Raw genomic sequence first — 16356 nt, forward strand, 5'->3', positions numbered from 1 at the left:
TATTGCGATCCTAAGACCACCTCTAGAGCAGGCGCACCTTTCGCAGTGTCCATTTCCTACACGCCAGACCCCGATCCAGCGTCGATCGCGGCGCCGATGCCCGTGACGGCGCTGCGCCGCGGGGGCGTTGCGTCTCGCATCAAGCGGCTCTTCGGCGCGGGCGAGTCCGCTGCCGACGCGCCTTCGGCCTCGACGATCGGGGGCCCCGGCATTCTCGCCGTCAGCGGCCTGCGCAAGAGCTATGGCGGCCGCAACGTCGTCTCCGAAGCGAGCCTGTTCGTGCGCCAGGGCGAGGCGGTCGGCCTGCTCGGCCCCAACGGCGCCGGCAAGACCACGATCTTCTACATGATCACCGGCCTCGTCCCGGCCGATCTCGGCATCATCTCGCTCGAAGGCAACGACATCACCGGCCTGCCGATGTACCAGCGTGCCAGGCTCGGCATCGGCTACCTGCCGCAGGAGGCCTCGATCTTCCGCGGCCTCAGTGTCGAGGACAATATCCGCGCCGTGCTCGAAGTGGTCGAGCCGGATCGCAAGGAGCGCGAGCGCCAGCTCGACCAGCTTCTCGAGGAGTTCAACATCGCCCGGCTGCGCAAGGCGCCCTCGATCGCGCTCTCGGGCGGCGAGCGGCGGCGCTGCGAGATCGCCCGCGCGCTCGCCGGAAAACCATCCTTCATCTTGCTCGACGAGCCTTTCGCCGGCATCGATCCGATCGCGGTCGGGGACATTCAGGCGCTGGTGCGCCAGCTGACCGATCGCGGCATCGGCGTCCTGATCACCGACCACAATGTCCGCGAGACGCTCGGCCTGGTCGATCGCGCCTACATCATCCACACCGGCCGCGTGCTGACCGAAGGCTCGCCGGCCGAGATCATCGCCAATCCCGATGTCCGTCGCGTCTATCTGGGCGAAGACTTCCGGCTTTAGGCGCCGGTTTCGGCTTAAAAGCTCGCCAGCGGGCCATAGCGGAGCGAGCAATTAACTTCCCTGCCCAATGTCGAGGCAAGGGCTTTGACGTGCCGCACCGACAAGGCTAGGCTCCATCCCACAGGCAAGAAGCGTGCCGAAATGGCGCGCTGGCATGAATGGGGTCGAGAGCGCAATGGCCATGATGCCGCGCATGGAGCTGCGCCAGGGGCAATCCCTGGTGATGACGCCGCAATTGCTGCAGGCGATCAAGCTTCTGCAATTGTCGCATCTGGAGCTGCAGAACTTCGTCGAGGGCGAACTCGAACGGAATCCGCTGCTGGAGCGCGACGATGTCACGGAGGGTCCGCTGCGTGCCAATGGCGGCGACGGACCGCTGGCCGTCGATGCCGACACCTTCGCCCGCTCCGAGAGCCTGAACAGCCAGGAGGGCATGGAGAACCGGCTCGGCACCGGGCTCGACAACGTCTTCCAGGGCGAGCAGCCCAGCATCGCGCGGCTCGACACCCGCGGGGCCGACTCGCTGCCCATCATCGGCGGTGCCTATGGCGGCTCAGGCGGCTCCTTTGAGGAGGGGCCGGAAGGATTCGAGAGCGGCCTGACGGTCGAGGCCTCGCTGCACGAGCATCTCAGCGCGCAACTCGATCTCGCCATCACGGACCCGGCCGACCGCATCATCGGGCGCCATCTTATCGACGCGGTCGACGATGCCGGCTATCTGGGTGAGCCCGTCCCGGAACTCGCCGAGCGCCTCGGCATCAGCGTGACGCGCGTCGAGAGTGTCCTGAGCATCGTCCAGGGCTTCGATCCCTCGGGCATCGCGGCCCGCGACGTCTGCGAATGTCTCTCGATCCAGCTGCGCGACCGCAATCGCTTCGATCCGGCGATGCAGTGCTTGGTCGCCAATCTCCACCTCGTCGCCAAGCGCGATTTCGCGGCATTGAAGCGCATCTGCGGCGTCGACGACGAGGATATCGCCGACATGGTCAGCGAGATCCGCCAGCTCGACCCCAAGCCCGGGCGCGGTTTCGGCGGTTTGACGGCCGAGACGGTCGTACCCGACGTCTTCATCCGTGCCGCGCCCGACGGCTCATGGCTGGTCGATCTCAACCCCGACACGCTGCCGCGCGTGCTCGTCAACCAGACCTATCATGCCAAGGTCTCCAAGGCCGCGATCAAGGACGAAGACCGGGCTTTTATCGCCGAGTGCCTGCAGACGGCCAATTGGCTGACGCGCTCGCTGGAACAGCGTGCCCGCACCATCCTGAAGGTCGCCAGCGAGATCGTGCGCCAGCAGGACGGGTTTTTCGCCCATGGCGTCGAGCACCTACGGCCCCTGAACCTGAAGACCGTGGCGGATGCCATCGGGATGCATGAATCGACCGTTTCGCGCGTCACCTCGAACAAATATCTGATCTGCTCGCGCGGCGTCTTCGAGATGAAATATTTCTTCTCCGCCGCGATCGCCGCGACCGGCTATGGCGAGGCCCATTCGGCTGAAGCCGTGCGCTTCCGCATCAGGCAGATGATCGACGACGAAATCCCCAGCGACGTCCTGTCGGATGACGCCATCGTAGCACGACTGAAGGCCGGCGGCATCGACATCGCCCGGCGCACCGTTGCCAAATACCGGGAATCGTTGCGAATTCCCTCGTCGATGGAGCGTCGGCGGGAAAAGGTCGCGATGGCCATGGGCAGCCGCTGAAGCTGCTCATTGCGTCACGCTCCGGTGCGCCACGCATGGCGGCATCCTCTTCGGCGGCGTCATTGACAACCCCCGCACCCCGTTCTTACCTCCTACGGACGGTCGATCACTGGCCGTGGCTAAGGGTCTTCGGCAGCATCTGTCGCAGGCTCCGACATAAGGGGAAGCACTCCATGAGCTTGCGAATCTCCGGCAAGAATCTCGACGTGGGCGAAGCCCTGCGCGGCCAGGCGGAAACCCGGGTCGCCGCTGCGCTGAGCAAATACTACGAGGGCGGCTATCAGGGCCATGTCACCGTCGGCAAGGACGGCACGGGCTTCAAGACCGACGGCGTCCTGCATCTTTCCTCCGGCATCACGCTCGAGGCATCCGGTACGGCCCACGACGCCTATGCCAGCCTCGACAAGATGGCCGAGCGCATCGAGAAGCGCTTGCGCCGCTACAAGCGACGGCTCAAGGATCGCTCCGCCATCCCCAATGGGCGTGAAGCCGGGATCGAAATCCCCAGTTATGTGATCGCTGCTCCTGACGACGAGATCGAGGAGATCGAGGCGGAATCTGTCGGCGACAACCCGGTGATCGTGGCCGAATCGACCAAATCCTTCCATGTCCTGACCGTCAGCGACGCTGTCGCCGAACTCGATTTGACCGGCGCCCCCGTCGTCATCTTCCGCCATGCTGGCAATGGCCGGATGAACGTCGTATACCGCCGCCGCGACGGCAACATCGGCTGGATCGATCCGCCAGCGTCGTTGTCGTAGTCCGGGCAGCAGCGGCCCCGGTTGTCAAACCTGACCCGTGCCGACGGGTGTTCAAGCCCGGCACGGGACATGCATGGACTGGCGCATGACGCTCACCGATCTCCTGACCCCCGCGGCGGTGATTTCGCCGCTTCGGGCCAACGGCAAGAAGCAGGCGCTGCAGGAATTGGCCCGGCACGCCGCCGTTCTGACCGGCTTGCCCGAACGTGAACTCTACGAGGCGCTCCTGCAGCGCGAGCGCCTCGGCTCCACCGGCATCGGCGATGGCATCGCCATCCCCCACGGCCGAATGCCGGGCATCGACCGGCTGGTCGGATTGTTCGCCCGCGCCGAAAGGCCGATCGATTTCGAGGCCCTCGACGGGCAGCCCGTCGATATCATCTTCGTCCTGATCGCGCCCGAGGGCGCCGGCGCCGACCATCTCAAGGCGCTGGCCCGCGTCGCCCGCGTCCTGCGCAACCCGTCCGTTCTGGAACAGGTGCGCCACGCCCGCGACCCGGCCGCGATCTATGCGATCCTGTCCGAGTCGGCGGCAAAGGCGGCGTAGTCAGCGAAGACTCTCCGACATACGCGCCGTCATCCCGGATCTACGCTTCGCTGCGTCCGGGATGACGGCGCGGTCGTGAACCAAGAACAATGCGCGGCCATCTCTCGCATTTGACCAGATCGCAACTTCGGCTATTGCCTCCGCCAGCGCGCCCGGCCTCACGGCGGGAGCGAGCCATTCACTGCCGGAGCGCCGCCCGATGGCCTATACCCATGTCGATATCTTCCCCCTGGGCGAAGACACCACGCCCTACCGCAGGCTCGGCACCGAAGGGGTTTCGGTCGAAAGGCTCGGCGATCGCGAACTCCTGACGGTCTCGCGCGAGGCGATCCGCAAGCTGAGCGAACAGGCCTTCATCGACATCAATCACCTGCTGCGCCCGGCCCATCTCGCGCAATTGTCGAAGATCCTCGACGATCCCGAGGCGACCTCGAACGACAAGTTCGTGGCCTATGACCTGCTCAAGAACGCCAATATCGCGGCCGGCGGCGTGCTGCCGATGTGCCAGGACACCGGCACCGCGATCATCATGGGCAAGAAGGGCCGCAAGGTCTGGACCGATGGCGATGACGAGGCGGCGCTGGGCGAGGGCGTCGCCGACGCCTATTTCAAGCGCAACCTGCGCTATTCGCAGGTCGCGCCACTTTCGATGTTCGAGGAGAAGAACACCGCCACCAACCTGCCGGCCCAGATCGACATCTATGCGGAAGGCGAGGACGCCTACAAATTCCTCTTCGTCGCCAAGGGCGGCGGCTCGGCCAACAAGACCTTCCTCTTCCAGGCCACGCCCTCGCTCCTGACCAAGGACCGCATGCTGGCCTTCCTGAAGGAGAAGATCCTGACGCTAGGCACCGCCGCCTGCCCGCCCTATCACCTCGCCATCGTCATCGGCGGCACCTCAGCCGAGCAGAACCTCAAGACCGTCAAGCTCGCCTCGACGAAATATCTCGACGCCCTGCCGACCAGCGGCTCGCCCTCGGGCCACGCCTTCCGCGACATCGAGATGGAGGAGGAGATCCACAGGCTGACGCAGTCGCTCGGCGTCGGCGCGCAGTTTGGGGGCAAGTATTTCTGCCATGACGTGCGGGTCGTCCGGCTGCCGCGCCACGGTGCCTCGCTGCCGATCGGGCTCGGCGTCTCCTGCTCGGCCGACCGACAGGCCAAGGGCAAGATCACTAGGGATGGCATCTGGCTGGAGGCGCTCGAGACCGACCCGTCGAAATATCTGCCCGAGGTCGAGGATGCCTCGCTGGGCGGCGATGTCGTGAAGGTCGATCTCAACCAGCCGATGAGCGGGATTCTGGCGACGCTTTCCCGATATCCGGTCAAGACGCGGCTCTCGCTGACCGGCACCATCATCGTCGCGCGCGATTCCGCTCATGCGAAAATCCGCGAACGGCTCGAAAGCGGGCAGGGCATGCCCGACTATCTTAAAAACCACCCGGTCTATTATGCCGGCCCGGCCAAGACGCCCGACGGCATGGCCTCGGGCTCCTTCGGGCCGACGACGGCGGGCCGGATGGATTCCTTCGTCGACCAGTTCCAGTCCTTCGGCGGCTCGATGGTGATGCTCGCCAAGGGCAACCGCTCGGCTGCCGTCCGCGAGGCCTGCAAGCGCCATGGCGGCTTCTATCTCGGCTCGATCGGCGGCCCGGCCGCCCGGCTGGCACAGGACTGCATCAGGAAGGTCGAGATTCTGGAGTATCCGGAACTCGGCATGGAGGCGGTCTGGCGCATCGAGGTCGAGGATTTCCCCGCCTTCATCGTCATCGACGACAAGGGCAACGACTTCTTCAAGGAACTGAACCTCGGATGAGGCGCCGTCTCGTCGCAACCGCCCTTGCCGTCCTGGTGCTCCCCGCAGGCTCGGCTATGGCCCAAAGCCGTCCCGGCGCGCCCGCGACCTGCTCGCGCGACCTGTTCCAGAACGAGGCAGGTTTGCGCCAGCAGCAGACACGGCTCCAGGTCGCCGCCAATGGCGATCAGGCGACGCAGTGCCGGGTCTGGCGCGAGCATGTCGCCTATCTCCAGAAATCCCGCGCCGTCTTCGCGACCTGTCAGAACGGGCGCGAGCGCGAGGAGAATGTCGGCCAGGCGGATGTGTCCCTCGCAGATTATCGGCTTCTGCTGGCCAATCGCTGCGGTGCGCGCTGATGGTGGTGCGTATCTCACAGCCCTCATCCTGAGGAGTACTCCGCCGCTGACGCGGCTCCTCAGGATGAGGGCTTTGATATTACCAATAAAAGGGCTTCCGACATGACAGACCAGCCGCAATCGCCCCTTGGCATCGCCGTCGTGCCGGTGACGCCGTTCCAGCAGAACTGCTCGATCGTCTGGTGCACGAAGACGATGCAGGCTGCGATCGTCGATCCCGGTGGCGACGTCGAGCTGATCAAAGGCTCGCTGAAGGAACTCAGCGTGACACCGGCCGCGATCTGGCTCACTCACGGCCATATCGACCATGCCGGCGGCGCGACCGAACTCGCCGAGGCGCTGTCACTGCCGATCATCGGGCCTCACGAAGCGGAGAAACCTCTGCTCGACTCACTGCCGCAGCAGGGTCTGCGCTTCGACATGCTCGGCTTGCGTCCGGTCACGCCGACGCGCTGGCTCGATGAGGGGGACACGGTCTCGGTCGGCGACGTCGCCTTCGCCGTGCATCACGTGCCCGGCCATAGCCCAGGCCACGTCACCTTCTTCCAGAAGGATGTGCGCTTCCTGCTGGCGGGCGACACGGTGTTTGCAGGCTCCGTCGGCCGCACCGATCTGCCCGGCGGCGATCACGACCTGCTGATCTCAGGGATCAAGACCAAGCTGCTGCCGCTCGGCGACGACGTGCAATTCCTGCCAGGCCACGGGCCTGCCAGCACGCTGGGCGAGGAGCGGCTGAACAACCAGTTTCTGCAGGGGTAGCCTGAGACGCCTGGAGCGCGATGATGGCCAAGAGAATGCTCATCGGCAGAACGATATTTTGGACCGTCACTGCTCTGGGGGCTGGTCTCTTGGTGCTCTCGCTATGGCCCGGTGCACCGTCGGCGGAATTGAAGCCCGTCTCGATCCGCCCATTCGAGCCCCTGGCGAAAAGCGGACGCATCCATTGCTTTGCGCCGCAGCATCATAGTCTGGCCGAGGTCAAGCGCGACAATCCGGGGCTTGAAAAGACTCTCAGGGCGCTCGTGCCGCCTGACATCATCGAAGCGCGCAACATCGATGACATATACGCGATCGTCAGCGTCATCGACGGTAGCGGCGTCTATATCCGCTACTCAGGGTACCGCTCGCTAGCCAACATGACGGTCTGCTGGTGACCTGAGAGCTTCCAATCCAGGTCGCTCTTCGCGCAGGATACTGCAAACGAAAAGACCCGCAGCGGATATCCGCTACGGGCCTCGGAATGAACCAACGGCCATGTCCTGAACGGGTGCGCGTACATCCGGCGTCAAACGTTCGGCTCATGGCCGTCTTCAACGGCGCTGGAGGACAGTGGAACGCCCTCGACATCGCCGTGACGCTGATATGGACACGGCCTATGTCGATTTCAAGGCGTCGGCATCAGCCGTCGAGAACATGGGCGAGAAAATCACCCTTGCCGATCTGGATGCCGTTCTCGCGCAGGATCGCATAGGCCGTCGTGGCGTGGAAATAGAAGTTCGGCACGGCGAAACGCGTCAGATATTTCTCGCCGGTCATCGTGACCGTGGCAGAGGGGCCGCGCGGGAAGGTGACGTCACGGGCGAGGCCGGCGTCCAATGCTGTTGCATCTACGGACGCGATGAAAGCCGAAGTCCAGGCGATGCGCGCCTTCAATTCGTCGAAGCTCGTCTCCTCGTCCGGCTTCTTCGGATTCTCGGCGCCGCTGACACGGGCGGCCGCGTTCTTGGCAAAGTCGCAGGTCAACTGGATCTGGCGACTGAAGGGCAGCATGTCGGGCGCCAGCCGGGAGGACAGCAGCACCTCGGGCGCGATCTTGCGCTCGGCGGCCTGCGCGACGGCCTTGTCGATGATGGCAGACAGCGCCTCGAGCGTCTGGGTGAAGCCGGCGAAGACGGCGGCCTGAGCGGTGAGCGGCATGGCGGTATCCTCGAATGAGAACGGGCCCGGAAAGGGCCCGCCCAACATCGCTATAGAGGATCGCCCGCTATCGCGGCTTGCTAATCCGGATCAATCTTTCGCGCGCTCGACATAGGCGCCGGTCTCGGTCATCACCACGATGCGCACGCCGGGCCCGATATGCGGCGGCACCGAGGTGCGCACGCCGTTGACCAGGATTGCGGGCTTGTAGGAGGACGAGGCCGTCTGGCCCTTCGTCACCGGCTCGGTCTCGGCGACCTCCACCACGACACGCTGCGGCAACTCGATCGATACGGCCTTTTCCTCGAAGACCGAAAGCGTGACCTTCATGCCCTCCTGCAGATAGGGCGCCATGTCGCCGACCACGTCGCCGTCGACATTGATCTGGTCGAAGGTCTCGGGGTTCATGAAGACGTATTGCTCGCCGTCCTGATAGAGATAGGTGTAGTCGCGATCCTCGACATAGGCGCGCTCGACCTGCTCTGTCGTCTTGTAGCGCTGCGTCATCTTGGTGCCGTCATGGATCCGGCGCATGTCGATCTGCGTCGTCGGCGTGCCCTTGCCGGGAAAGAAGCTCTCGGCCGAGAGGACCGAGCAGAGATGCCCGTCGAGATCGAGCACGTTGCCCTTGCGGACGGAGGAGGCGATGACCTTGACCACGTGAGATGTCCTTGAGGCTCGGTGCGCGGCGTTCGCGCCTGTTGTGCAATTCGTTGCCGCGCAACTACTCCATCGGGGCGCAAAACGGAAGCGGTCTTGGCTGAATCCACGGCAGCAGCCATTGACATCGCGGCATTGTAAATACAATTAAAGAGTGAGGCACGATTTTGACCCGTTGAAGAATGAGCGCAATATTCGTGCGCGCGGGCTACCTTTCGCGCTCGTCGATGACTTTGCCTGGGAAACGGCAGAGACGCACGAAGACCGGCGTTTTGCCTATCCGGAACCGCGTTTCGTGTCGTCCGGGCTGATCGGGAGCCGCGTCTTCGTGGTCTGTTTCACTCCGATCCCGGATGGCATCCGGGTGATCAGTTTTCGCAAGGCCAATGCAAGGGAGGTTGCGAAATATGAGCAATCAACAGGCTAAAGCAGCAATGGACCTGCCACCTCTGACCGATGAAGAGGGTGAGGTTCGCGAACTGACCGAGGCAGATTTCGCATTGATGCGTCCTGCTTACGAGGTTCTGCCGCCGTACCTCGTCGCATTGATGCGCGAGCACCGCCGTCGTCAAGGCGAGCGCGGAGCCCAGAAGTCCCCAACCAAGAAGCTCGTCTCCCTGCGGCTTGATCAGGATGTCTTGGAGCGCGCCAAGGCTGGTGGTCCGGGTTGGCAGACGCGCATCAACGACATTCTGCGCGATGTGCTGATCAAGCAGGCGGGCTGACCGCAAAAGCCCATGACTTCAGGAAGCCCGCCCTTCTGGCGGCCCGACATTCACGCCGACCGCCGGCCGGCCTTGCTGGCGCGCGGACGTATCAAGGCGGCGCTGCGGCGCTGGCTTGAGGCGCGCGATTTCGTCGAGGTCGAGGCGGCGATCCTGCAGCTCTCGCCCGGCAACGAAACCCATCTGCACGGCTTCGCGACGACGCTGATCGACGATGCCGGCACGAGCCACCCCTACTACCTGCACACCTCGCCCGAATTCGCCGCCAAGAAGCTGCTGGCGGCAGGCGAGACCCGCATCTTCGATTTCGCGCGCGTCTTCCGCAACCGCGAGCGCACGGCCCTGCATCATCCCGAGTTCACGATGCTGGAATGGTATCGGGCGGGGGAGGACTATGATGTGCTGATGGCCGATTGCGCGGCACTGCTGGCCGAGGCCGCGACGGCGGCGGGCGCGACGATGCTGCAATGGCGCGGCGTTGCGGCCGATCCCTTTGCCAAACCAGAGCGCCTGACGCTGCAGGACGCCTTCGCCCGCCATGTCGGCATCGACCTGATGGCGACTGTTGCCGTCGATGGCGTAGGCGACCGCGGGGCTCTGGCTGCAGCCGCCACTGCAGCCGGCATTCGCCTGGCGCAAGACGACAGCTGGTCGGACATCTTCAGCCGCATCCTTTCGGAGACAATCGAGCCGCATCTCGGCCGAGGCCGCGTCACGATCCTGTGCGAATATCCGATCTCCGAAGCCGCGCTCGCAAGGCCCAAGCCCGGCGACCCGCGCGTCGCCGAGCGCTTCGAACTCTATGCCTGCGGCGTCGAACTCGCCAATGCCTTCGGGGAGCTGACGGACCCGGCCGAGCAACGCCGGCGCTTCGAAGCCGACATGGACGAGAAGGCGCGCATCTATGGCGAGCGCTATCCGGTGGACGAGGATTTTCTGGCCGCGCTGGCACAAATGCCCGCCGCATCCGGCATCGCGCTCGGCTTCGACCGGCTGGTAATGCTGTGCACCCATGCGCGCCGGATCGAGGACGTGCTCTGGACGCCGGTGGCGGAACCGGGCAGGACGCGGGCATGACGATCCACACGCCGCTCCGCAGCATCGACGCGCTGATCGCGCAGGGCCTCGTGACGCCAGGTCGCCGCCAGGCGCTGGACGCTGTCGCGGCCCGCTATGCCGTCTCGGTCACGCCGGCGATGGCGGCCCTGATCGACCCCGCCGATCCCGCCGATCCGATCGCGCGGCAGTTCGTTCCCGATGCGGCAGAACTGGTGACGCTGCCGCAGGAACGCGCCGATCCGATCGGCGATGCTGCGCATTCGCCGGTCGAGGGCGTCGTCCATCGCTACCCCGACCGCGCTCTGCTCAAGCTCGTCCATGCCTGCCCGGTCTATTGCCGCTTCTGCTTTCGCCGCGAGATGATCGGGCCCGGCGGCGAGGCGCTGGCCGGCGACAGGCTCGATGCGGCACTGGCCTATCTCGCCGCCCGGCCGGAAATCTGGGAGGTCATCATGACCGGTGGCGACCCGCTGATCCTCTCGGCAAGACGCGTGCGCGAGATTGCCCGGCGGCTCGCCGACATCCCCCATATCAAGGTCGCGCGCTGGCATACGCGCGTGCCGATGGTCCAGCCCGAGCGGGTCACGGCCGACTATGCGCGGGCGCTGCGCGTATCCGGCAAGGCGAGCTACATCGCGATCCACGCCAATCACCCGCGCGAGTTCACCGACGAGGCGCGGGCAGCGCTCGCCCGTCTCGCGGATGCCGGTCATGTCCTGATCAGCCAGAGCGTGCTGCTCAGGGGCGTCAATGCCGATGTCGCGACGCTTGGCGCGCTGATGCGTGCCTTCGTCGAGAACCGCGTGAAGCCCTACTACCTCCATCACCCCGATCTCGCGCCCGGAACCGCGCAGTTCCGGCTCACGCTGGAGGAGGGGCAGGCGCTGGTCAAAAGCCTGCGCGGGCATCTTTCGGGGCTGTGCCAGCCGACCTATATTCTCGACATCCCCGGCGGAGCGGGAAAAATTCCGGTAGGACCTGACTTTCTGTCGGGCTGCGAGACCCCGGGCGCCGAGGCGATGGCCGAGGACCGCCATGGCGGCCTGCATTCCTATCCACCAACCTGACGACCATAGCCGCCGATCATGGAAGGACACGCCATGCAAGACAAGATGCCCATCGCGATCGTCTCCGACATCGTCTGTCCCTGGTGCTTCGTCGGCAAGGCGCGGCTGGAGAAGGCGCTCGAAGCCCATGGCTTGACCGACCGCGTCGCCATCACCTGGCTGCCGTATGAGCTCAATCCCGAGATGCCCGAAGAGGGCATGGACCGGACGCAGTATCTCGATGCCAAGTTCGGCGCAGGCAAGCGCAAGGAGATCGAAATCAGGCTTTCGGAAGCCGCGCTCGAAAGCGGCGTCACCTTCAACTGGCCCAAGGTGACGCGGAGCGTGAATACCCGTATGGCGCATATGCTGGTCGCCGCCGCCTCGACGGTGCAGCGCGGCAGCGACATGACCGCGGCTCTGTTCAAGGCCTATTTCCAGCAGGGTCGGGATGTCGGCGATCTGGAGACGTTGGTCGCGATTGCCGTCGAGCAGGGTTTCGACGAGCAGGCGGCGCGCGACGAACTCTCCAACGACGAGTTGCGCGAGACCGTGATCGGCCTGGAAGCCCATGCCCAGAAGGTCGGCGTCACCGGCGTGCCCTTCTTCATCATTGACGGCAAGCTCGCGGTCTCCGGCGCGCAGACCGGCGATGTCTGGGCCGAAGTCTTCCAGCAAGTGATGCGCGACGCTGCCTGACCGACCATGCCAACCATTCGTTATCTCAGCCACCCGCAGGTCCGGATCGATCCCGACGTGCCCGTGCCCGACTGGGGCTTGTCCGACCTCGGCCTGGCGCGGAGCCGCAGCTTCGCCGCCGCCCCGTTTCTCAAGGCCACGCGCCGCATCGTCTCCTCCGCCGAACGCAAGGCGATCGAGACCGGCCAATGCGTCGCCGACGTGCTTGGCCTGACTGTCGAGATCCGCGAGGCGATGCACGAGAACGACCGTTCGGCGACGGGGTTCCTGCCGCCGCCGGAGTTCGAAAAGATGGCCGACGCCTTCTTCGCCTCGCCCGACGAGAGCGTGCGCGGCTGGGAGCGGGCGCGCGACGCGCAGGCGAGGATCCTCGCTGAGGTCGAGGCCGTGCTGGCGCAGCCTGTCGATGGCGACATCCTCTTCGTCGGGCATGGCGGCGTCGGCACGCTGCTCCTGTGCCATCTCCTGTCCGAGCCGATCGCCCGGAAGCACGACCAGCCTGGCGGCGGCGGCAACCTCTTCGCATTCGACGCCACGACGCGAATCGTGCACCACCCGTGGTGCGCGATGGAGGAGGTGGCCGGCCGATGACGCAGAAGATCAACGATCTCCGCGACCGCATGATCGTCGCGCTCGATGTGCCGACGATCTGGGATGCCTACCGTATCGTCTCGACGCTGGGCGACGGCGCGAGCTTCTACAAGATCGGCTATAGGCTCGCCTTCGCCGGCGGTCTCGACCTCGCCCGGCAGCTGATTTGCGAAGGCAAGAAGGTCTTTCTCGACCTGAAGCTGCACGACATCGGCAACACCGTCACCGAAGGCGTCGATTCGCTGACGAAGCTCGGCGTCACCTTCCTCACCGTGCACGCCTATCCGCAGACCATGCGCGGCGCGGTGGAGGGCCGCGGCGACAGCGCTCTCAAGCTGCTGGCCGTGACGGCGCTGACTTCTTACGACGATAGCGACCTGCGCGATGCCGGCTATGGGCTGGCCGTGCGCGACCTCGTTCGTCTGCGCGCCGAGCAGGCCCGCACCACCGGTATCGACGGCATCGTCTGCTCCGCCGCCGAGACCGAGATCGTCCGCGACGTCGTCGGCTCCGACATGGTCATCGTCACGCCTGGCATCAGGCCAAGTGGTGCCGATGTAGGCGACCAGAAGCGCACCCTGACGCCGGGCGAGGCGATCCGTGTCGGCGTCGATCACCTCGTCATCGGGCGTCCCATCATCCGCGCGGCGGACCCGCGTGGAGCGGCGGCCGCGATCATGGACGAGATCGCCGCGGCCTCATAAGCTCCAGCGCCGATCCACACTCGAGAACGGATGCTTACAATGCCCAAGGGATATGTCGTGGCACGCGCCAAAGTTACCAACGCGACGCAATGGGCGGCCTATGCCGCCAAGGCCGGCGAGGCGATGAAGATCTATGGCGGCACGCCTATCGTGCGCGGCGGCCAGATGACGGTCGCGGAAGGCGAGGGCCGTGTCCGCAACATCGTCATCGAATTCGCCGACTTCGCCTCGGCCAAGGCCTATACGACCTCACCGGAATATGCCGAGGCCCGCAAGCTGCGCGAGGGTGCGGGCGAGATCGACATCGTCGTGGTCGAGGGCGTCTGAACCATGGCCAAGGGATACTGGATCGCCCGGCTCGATGTTCAGAACCAGGCGGAGTACGACGCCTATCGCTCTCTGAACGCCGTCGCCTTCGCCAAATACGGCGCGAAGTTCCTGGTGCGCGGTGGCGATTACAAGCTGGCGCGGGGCGAGGGTCGCAAGCACAACGTCGTCCTCGAATTCAAGGATGTCGAGACGGCGCGCGCCTGTTACGATTCCCCCGAATACCAGGCGGCGGTCAAACATCTCGCCAATGTCGGCGCGGTCGATCTGATCATTATCGGCGGCCATGACGGCGCTCAGCCGGGCGATTGAGTATTTCGCTCAACTCTCAGGTCCCGCGCTGCGTCCGGGATGACGGCGCAATTTCAGCCACCAGGACATCGAGATGACGAAAGGTGCGGTCGGTACCCTCACCGCCATCGGTGTCATCAGCGGCACCTCGATGGACGGCATCGACGTCTCGATCGTCACGAGCGACGGCGTCGACGCCGTCAGCTTTGGCGCCGGCGCCTCGTACCCCTACCGCCCCGAGACACGCAGCGCGCTGCAGGCGCTGATCGCCGAGGCCGAAAGAGCCCTGACCGAGCCGCTGGTCGAGCTCGAAGCGGCGGTAACGGCCGATCATCTGGCGGCGATCGAACGCTTCATCGCCGAACAGGCCATCGACCGGGCGACGATCGATCTCGTCGGCCTCCATGGCCAAACCGTCTATCACCGCCCCGATCTGCGCTTCACAAGACAGCTCATCGATGGCCCGGCCATAGCCGACGCGCTGCGTATTCCGACGATCGACCGCTTCCGATACACCGACGTCGCCGCCGGCGGGGAGGGAGCTCCCTTCGCGCCGCTCTACCATCGCGCTTTGGCGCAAGGCATGGCCCAGCCCGTGATGGTGCTGAACCTCGGTGGCGTCGGCAACGTCACCTATATCGACGGCGAGACCGTGATCGCCTTCGACACCGGGCCGGCCAGTGCGATCCTCGACGATTTCGTCCAGCGGCGGCGGGGTCTCGCCTATGACCGCGACGGCGAACTTGCTGCGAGCGGGCAGGTCGACGAAGACCTTGTCGCTGCGTTCATGGACAACCCCTTCTTCGACAGGCCGGCCCCGAAATCGCTTGATCGCAACGATTTCCATCGCCGTGCACAGGTCGTCGAAACGCTCTCGGACCCTGATGGAGCCGCGACGCTCGCCGCCTTCACAGTCGAAAGCCTCGTCTCAGCACTACGTCACGTTCCGCGCAGACCACAACGCTGGGTCGTCGGTGGCGGCGGCCGGCTCAACCGCCATTTCATGGCGCGGCTGACCGAGCGGCTCGGTGTTCCGGTGGAGCCGGTCGAGGCTGTCGGCTGGGACGGCGATGCGCTCGAGGCGCAGACCTTCGCCTATCTCGCGATCCGTTCGCTCAAGGGCCTGCCGCTCAGCCTGCCGGGCACGACCGGCGTGCCGCAGCCGATGACCGGCGGCCGATTGAACACACCCAGGTAGCCCACGCCGGAACCAAGCGCTCTCGACGGCGTTGCCGATACGCAAACTCACCAGGAAATTTCATGATGAATAAGACGACCAGCTTCATTCTCGTCGCCGCCGCTCTTGCGCTTGGCGCCTGCAACACGCTGGAACAGCGCGTCGGTGGCGCAGCGGTTGGTGCCGGCACGGGTGCAGTGGTGGCGGGGCCTGTGGGCGCTGTCGTTGGCGGCGCGGCTGGTGCCGTCACCGCTCCGACCGTTGTGCGCTCAACGCGCCGCGCGACCCGATAAGCGTCAGCTTCGGTTGGCGCCGCCCCCGTCCACATCGAGGACGGTGCCGCTGACATACCCGCAGGCCGGCGACGCCAGAAACGCAGCGGCATTTGCGATTTCACCCGGCTCGATCAGGCGATCGAGCGGCAGCCCCGTCAGCATCTCCTGCCAGCGCTCCGCATCGCCGAGGCTTGTGGCGGCGCGACTTCTGGCCAGGGTTGTGACCCTGTCAGTCCGCGTCTGTGCCGGATTGATCCCGAAGACACGCACGCCCCAATCGACGGATTGTCCGCCGACTGCACCGGTAAAGGCCATCAGCGCCGCATTACCGGCTCCGCCGCAGACATAGTTGTAGCGCGGGCTGCGGCCGGCGGCTCCGATGATGTTGACGATCACGCCGTCTTGCCGTTCCTTCATCCGCGCAAGATAGAGCTTGGTCAGGTGGATGTAGCCCATCACTTTCAGTGCCCAGGCCTGCTCCCACGTCTCCATTGACAGGTCGAGCAGGCCACCGCCGGGGATCGCGCCGGCGTTGTTGACCAGTATGTCGATGTCGGGGAAAGCCGCCGCCAGTTGCTCGCGCGCGCCACCCTGCGACAGATCGGCGGCATGGAACGCAACGCGATTGGCTTGGCCAAGCGCTTCCGCGGTCGCGGCAAGGCGAGCACCATCGCGCGCGACCAGCACGACAGAGCAGCCCTCTGCAAGAAAGGTTTTCGCGCAGGCGGCGCCGATACCCTTTGAGGCGCCGGTGATGAGCACGCGTCGGCCGTCGAGTTTCAAATCCATAT

The 16356-nt window shown here is 65.3% G+C and carries 22 protein-coding genes; 19 read left to right on the forward strand and 3 right to left on the reverse strand.

All coding sequences use genetic code 11. The annotated features are described in order from the left end of the window. Positions 1-96: 96 nt before the first annotated feature. The 8 genes from lptB to AXW83_RS25020 all read left to right on the forward strand — a co-directional run bounded on the left by lptB (position 97) and on the right by AXW83_RS25020 (position 7248). Positions 97-927, forward strand: coding sequence for an LPS export ABC transporter ATP-binding protein (lptB, locus tag AXW83_RS24985; RefSeq protein ID WP_066618888.1), 831 nt, complete (start codon positions 97-99; stop codon positions 925-927). Positions 928-1102: 175 nt separating this feature from the next. Then, positions 1103-2632, forward strand: a complete 1530-nt coding sequence (gene rpoN / locus AXW83_RS24990) for an RNA polymerase factor sigma-54 (protein WP_066618891.1) — start codon at positions 1103-1105, stop codon at positions 2630-2632. Positions 2633-2805: 173 nt separating this feature from the next. Further along, positions 2806-3393 (forward strand): ribosome hibernation-promoting factor, HPF/YfiA family, encoded by a 588-nt coding sequence (gene hpf, locus AXW83_RS24995; RefSeq protein ID WP_066618893.1) that lies wholly within the window; start codon positions 2806-2808, stop codon positions 3391-3393. 85 nt (positions 3394-3478) lie between these two features. Then, positions 3479-3940 (forward strand): PTS IIA-like nitrogen regulatory protein PtsN, encoded by a 462-nt coding sequence (gene ptsN / locus AXW83_RS25000; protein WP_066621204.1) that lies wholly within the window; start codon positions 3479-3481, stop codon positions 3938-3940. A gap of 199 nt (positions 3941-4139) precedes the next feature. Then, positions 4140-5756, forward strand: coding sequence for a fumarate hydratase (locus tag AXW83_RS25005; protein ID WP_066618895.1), 1617 nt, complete (start codon positions 4140-4142; stop codon positions 5754-5756). Continuing rightward, positions 5753-6094: a hypothetical protein gene (locus AXW83_RS25010; RefSeq protein WP_066618897.1), complete on the forward strand. Its 342-nt coding sequence runs from the start codon at positions 5753-5755 to the stop codon at positions 6092-6094. Before AXW83_RS25005 ends, AXW83_RS25010 begins: the two co-directional genes overlap by 4 nt. 102 nt (positions 6095-6196) lie before the next feature. After that, positions 6197-6853 carry an MBL fold metallo-hydrolase gene (locus tag AXW83_RS25015; RefSeq protein WP_066618903.1) on the forward strand — a complete coding sequence of 219 codons (657 nt, stop codon included), beginning with the start codon at positions 6197-6199 and terminating at the stop codon, positions 6851-6853. A gap of 23 nt (positions 6854-6876) precedes the next feature. Then, complete coding sequence (locus tag AXW83_RS25020; RefSeq protein ID WP_156640408.1) at positions 6877-7248, forward strand: hypothetical protein; 372 nt, start codon at positions 6877-6879, stop codon at positions 7246-7248. 244 nt (positions 7249-7492) lie between these two features. On the opposite strand, the gene AXW83_RS25025 is transcribed toward AXW83_RS25020, so the two are convergent. Continuing rightward, the gene (locus tag AXW83_RS25025) at positions 7493-8011 is read right to left on the reverse strand and encodes a DUF1993 domain-containing protein (protein WP_066618907.1); all 519 of its coding nucleotides are present in this window, start codon (positions 8009-8011) and stop codon (positions 7493-7495) included. 90 nt (positions 8012-8101) lie between these two features. Further along, positions 8102-8671, reverse strand: a complete 570-nt coding sequence (gene efp / locus AXW83_RS25030; RefSeq protein WP_066618911.1) for an elongation factor P — start codon at positions 8669-8671, stop codon at positions 8102-8104. A gap of 175 nt (positions 8672-8846) precedes the next feature. Between efp and AXW83_RS25035 the strand changes: the two genes are divergently transcribed. The 11 genes from AXW83_RS25035 to AXW83_RS25085 all read left to right on the forward strand — a co-directional run bounded on the left by AXW83_RS25035 (position 8847) and on the right by AXW83_RS25085 (position 15583). After that, positions 8847-9098, forward strand: coding sequence for a BrnT family toxin (locus tag AXW83_RS25035; protein ID WP_210179628.1), 252 nt, complete (start codon positions 8847-8849; stop codon positions 9096-9098). Continuing rightward, positions 9079-9396: a BrnA antitoxin family protein gene (locus tag AXW83_RS25040; RefSeq protein WP_210179629.1), complete on the forward strand. Its 318-nt coding sequence runs from the start codon at positions 9079-9081 to the stop codon at positions 9394-9396. Before AXW83_RS25035 ends, AXW83_RS25040 begins: the two co-directional genes overlap by 20 nt. Positions 9397-9408: 12 nt before the next feature. Continuing rightward, the gene (epmA, locus tag AXW83_RS25045; protein ID WP_066618919.1) at positions 9409-10473 is read left to right on the forward strand and encodes an EF-P lysine aminoacylase EpmA; all 1065 of its coding nucleotides are present in this window, start codon (positions 9409-9411) and stop codon (positions 10471-10473) included. After that, entirely contained in the window at positions 10470-11522 is a 1053-nt protein-coding gene (locus tag AXW83_RS25050) for a lysine-2,3-aminomutase-like protein (protein ID WP_066618921.1), read from the forward strand. Before epmA ends, AXW83_RS25050 begins: the two co-directional genes overlap by 4 nt. 33 nt (positions 11523-11555) lie before the next feature. Then, positions 11556-12200, forward strand: a complete 645-nt coding sequence (locus AXW83_RS25055) for a DsbA family oxidoreductase (RefSeq protein WP_066618924.1) — start codon at positions 11556-11558, stop codon at positions 12198-12200. Between the two features lie 6 nt (positions 12201-12206). Then, positions 12207-12791 carry a histidine phosphatase family protein gene (locus AXW83_RS25060; RefSeq protein WP_066618926.1) on the forward strand — a complete coding sequence of 195 codons (585 nt, stop codon included), beginning with the start codon at positions 12207-12209 and terminating at the stop codon, positions 12789-12791. Next, positions 12788-13495 (forward strand): orotidine-5'-phosphate decarboxylase, encoded by a 708-nt coding sequence (gene pyrF, locus AXW83_RS25065; protein ID WP_066618928.1) that lies wholly within the window; start codon positions 12788-12790, stop codon positions 13493-13495. The genes AXW83_RS25060 and pyrF overlap by 4 nt, the downstream gene beginning before the upstream one ends. 39 nt (positions 13496-13534) lie before the next feature. Beyond that, the gene (locus AXW83_RS25070; RefSeq protein WP_066618931.1) at positions 13535-13822 is read left to right on the forward strand and encodes a DUF1330 domain-containing protein; all 288 of its coding nucleotides are present in this window, start codon (positions 13535-13537) and stop codon (positions 13820-13822) included. Between the two features lie 3 nt (positions 13823-13825). Next, complete coding sequence (locus AXW83_RS25075) at positions 13826-14134, forward strand: DUF1330 domain-containing protein (protein ID WP_066618934.1); 309 nt, start codon at positions 13826-13828, stop codon at positions 14132-14134. A gap of 73 nt (positions 14135-14207) precedes the next feature. Next, complete coding sequence (locus AXW83_RS25080; RefSeq protein ID WP_066618937.1) at positions 14208-15311, forward strand: anhydro-N-acetylmuramic acid kinase; 1104 nt, start codon at positions 14208-14210, stop codon at positions 15309-15311. A gap of 65 nt (positions 15312-15376) precedes the next feature. Then, on the forward strand, positions 15377-15583 hold the full coding sequence (locus AXW83_RS25085) for a hypothetical protein (RefSeq protein ID WP_066621207.1): 207 nt from the start codon (positions 15377-15379) through the stop codon (positions 15581-15583). Positions 15584-15586: 3 nt separating this feature from the next. Here the strand turns inward: AXW83_RS25085 and AXW83_RS25090 are convergent, their stop codons facing one another. Further along, positions 15587-16354, reverse strand: coding sequence for a short-chain dehydrogenase/reductase (locus AXW83_RS25090; protein WP_066618940.1), 768 nt, complete (start codon positions 16352-16354; stop codon positions 15587-15589). Between the last annotated feature and the right edge of the window lie 2 nt (positions 16355-16356).

The sequence above is a fragment of the Bosea sp. PAMC 26642 genome (genome assembly GCF_001562255.1).
In the GTDB taxonomy this organism is placed as follows: Bacteria; Pseudomonadota; Alphaproteobacteria; order Rhizobiales; family Beijerinckiaceae; genus Allobosea.

Bases quoted from the DNA above. Each gene is read 5' to 3' on its own strand.
- AXW83_RS25015 (WP_066618903.1), top strand. From the start codon at position 6,197: ATGACAGACCAGCCGCAATCGCCCCTTGGCATCGCCGTCGTGCCGGTG.
- epmA (WP_066618919.1), top strand. From the start codon at position 9,409: ATGACTTCAGGAAGCCCGCCCTTCTGGCGGCCCGACATTCACGCCGAC.
- pyrF (WP_066618928.1), top strand. From the start codon at position 12,788: ATGACGCAGAAGATCAACGATCTCCGCGACCGCATGATCGTCGCGCTC.
- AXW83_RS25005 (WP_066618895.1), top strand. From the start codon at position 4,140: ATGGCCTATACCCATGTCGATATCTTCCCCCTGGGCGAAGACACCACG.
- AXW83_RS25060 (WP_066618926.1), top strand. From the start codon at position 12,207: ATGCCAACCATTCGTTATCTCAGCCACCCGCAGGTCCGGATCGATCCC.
- rpoN (WP_066618891.1), top strand. From the start codon at position 1,103: ATGGCCATGATGCCGCGCATGGAGCTGCGCCAGGGGCAATCCCTGGTG.
- lptB (WP_066618888.1), top strand. From the start codon at position 97: ATGCCCGTGACGGCGCTGCGCCGCGGGGGCGTTGCGTCTCGCATCAAG.
- AXW83_RS25020 (WP_156640408.1), top strand. From the start codon at position 6,877: ATGGCCAAGAGAATGCTCATCGGCAGAACGATATTTTGGACCGTCACT.
- AXW83_RS25090 (WP_066618940.1), bottom strand. From the start codon at position 16,354: ATGGATTTGAAACTCGACGGCCGACGCGTGCTCATCACCGGCGCCTCA.
- AXW83_RS25075 (WP_066618934.1), top strand. From the start codon at position 13,826: ATGGCCAAGGGATACTGGATCGCCCGGCTCGATGTTCAGAACCAGGCG.
- ptsN (WP_066621204.1), top strand. From the start codon at position 3,479: ATGACGCTCACCGATCTCCTGACCCCCGCGGCGGTGATTTCGCCGCTT.
- AXW83_RS25070 (WP_066618931.1), top strand. From the start codon at position 13,535: ATGCCCAAGGGATATGTCGTGGCACGCGCCAAAGTTACCAACGCGACG.
- AXW83_RS25085 (WP_066621207.1), top strand. From the start codon at position 15,377: ATGAATAAGACGACCAGCTTCATTCTCGTCGCCGCCGCTCTTGCGCTT.
- AXW83_RS25050 (WP_066618921.1), top strand. From the start codon at position 10,470: ATGACGATCCACACGCCGCTCCGCAGCATCGACGCGCTGATCGCGCAG.
- AXW83_RS25040 (WP_210179629.1), top strand. From the start codon at position 9,079: ATGAGCAATCAACAGGCTAAAGCAGCAATGGACCTGCCACCTCTGACC.
- AXW83_RS25055 (WP_066618924.1), top strand. From the start codon at position 11,556: ATGCAAGACAAGATGCCCATCGCGATCGTCTCCGACATCGTCTGTCCC.
- AXW83_RS25025 (WP_066618907.1), bottom strand. From the start codon at position 8,011: ATGCCGCTCACCGCTCAGGCCGCCGTCTTCGCCGGCTTCACCCAGACG.
- hpf (WP_066618893.1), top strand. From the start codon at position 2,806: ATGAGCTTGCGAATCTCCGGCAAGAATCTCGACGTGGGCGAAGCCCTG.
- AXW83_RS25010 (WP_066618897.1), top strand. From the start codon at position 5,753: ATGAGGCGCCGTCTCGTCGCAACCGCCCTTGCCGTCCTGGTGCTCCCC.
- AXW83_RS25080 (WP_066618937.1), top strand. From the start codon at position 14,208: ATGACGAAAGGTGCGGTCGGTACCCTCACCGCCATCGGTGTCATCAGC.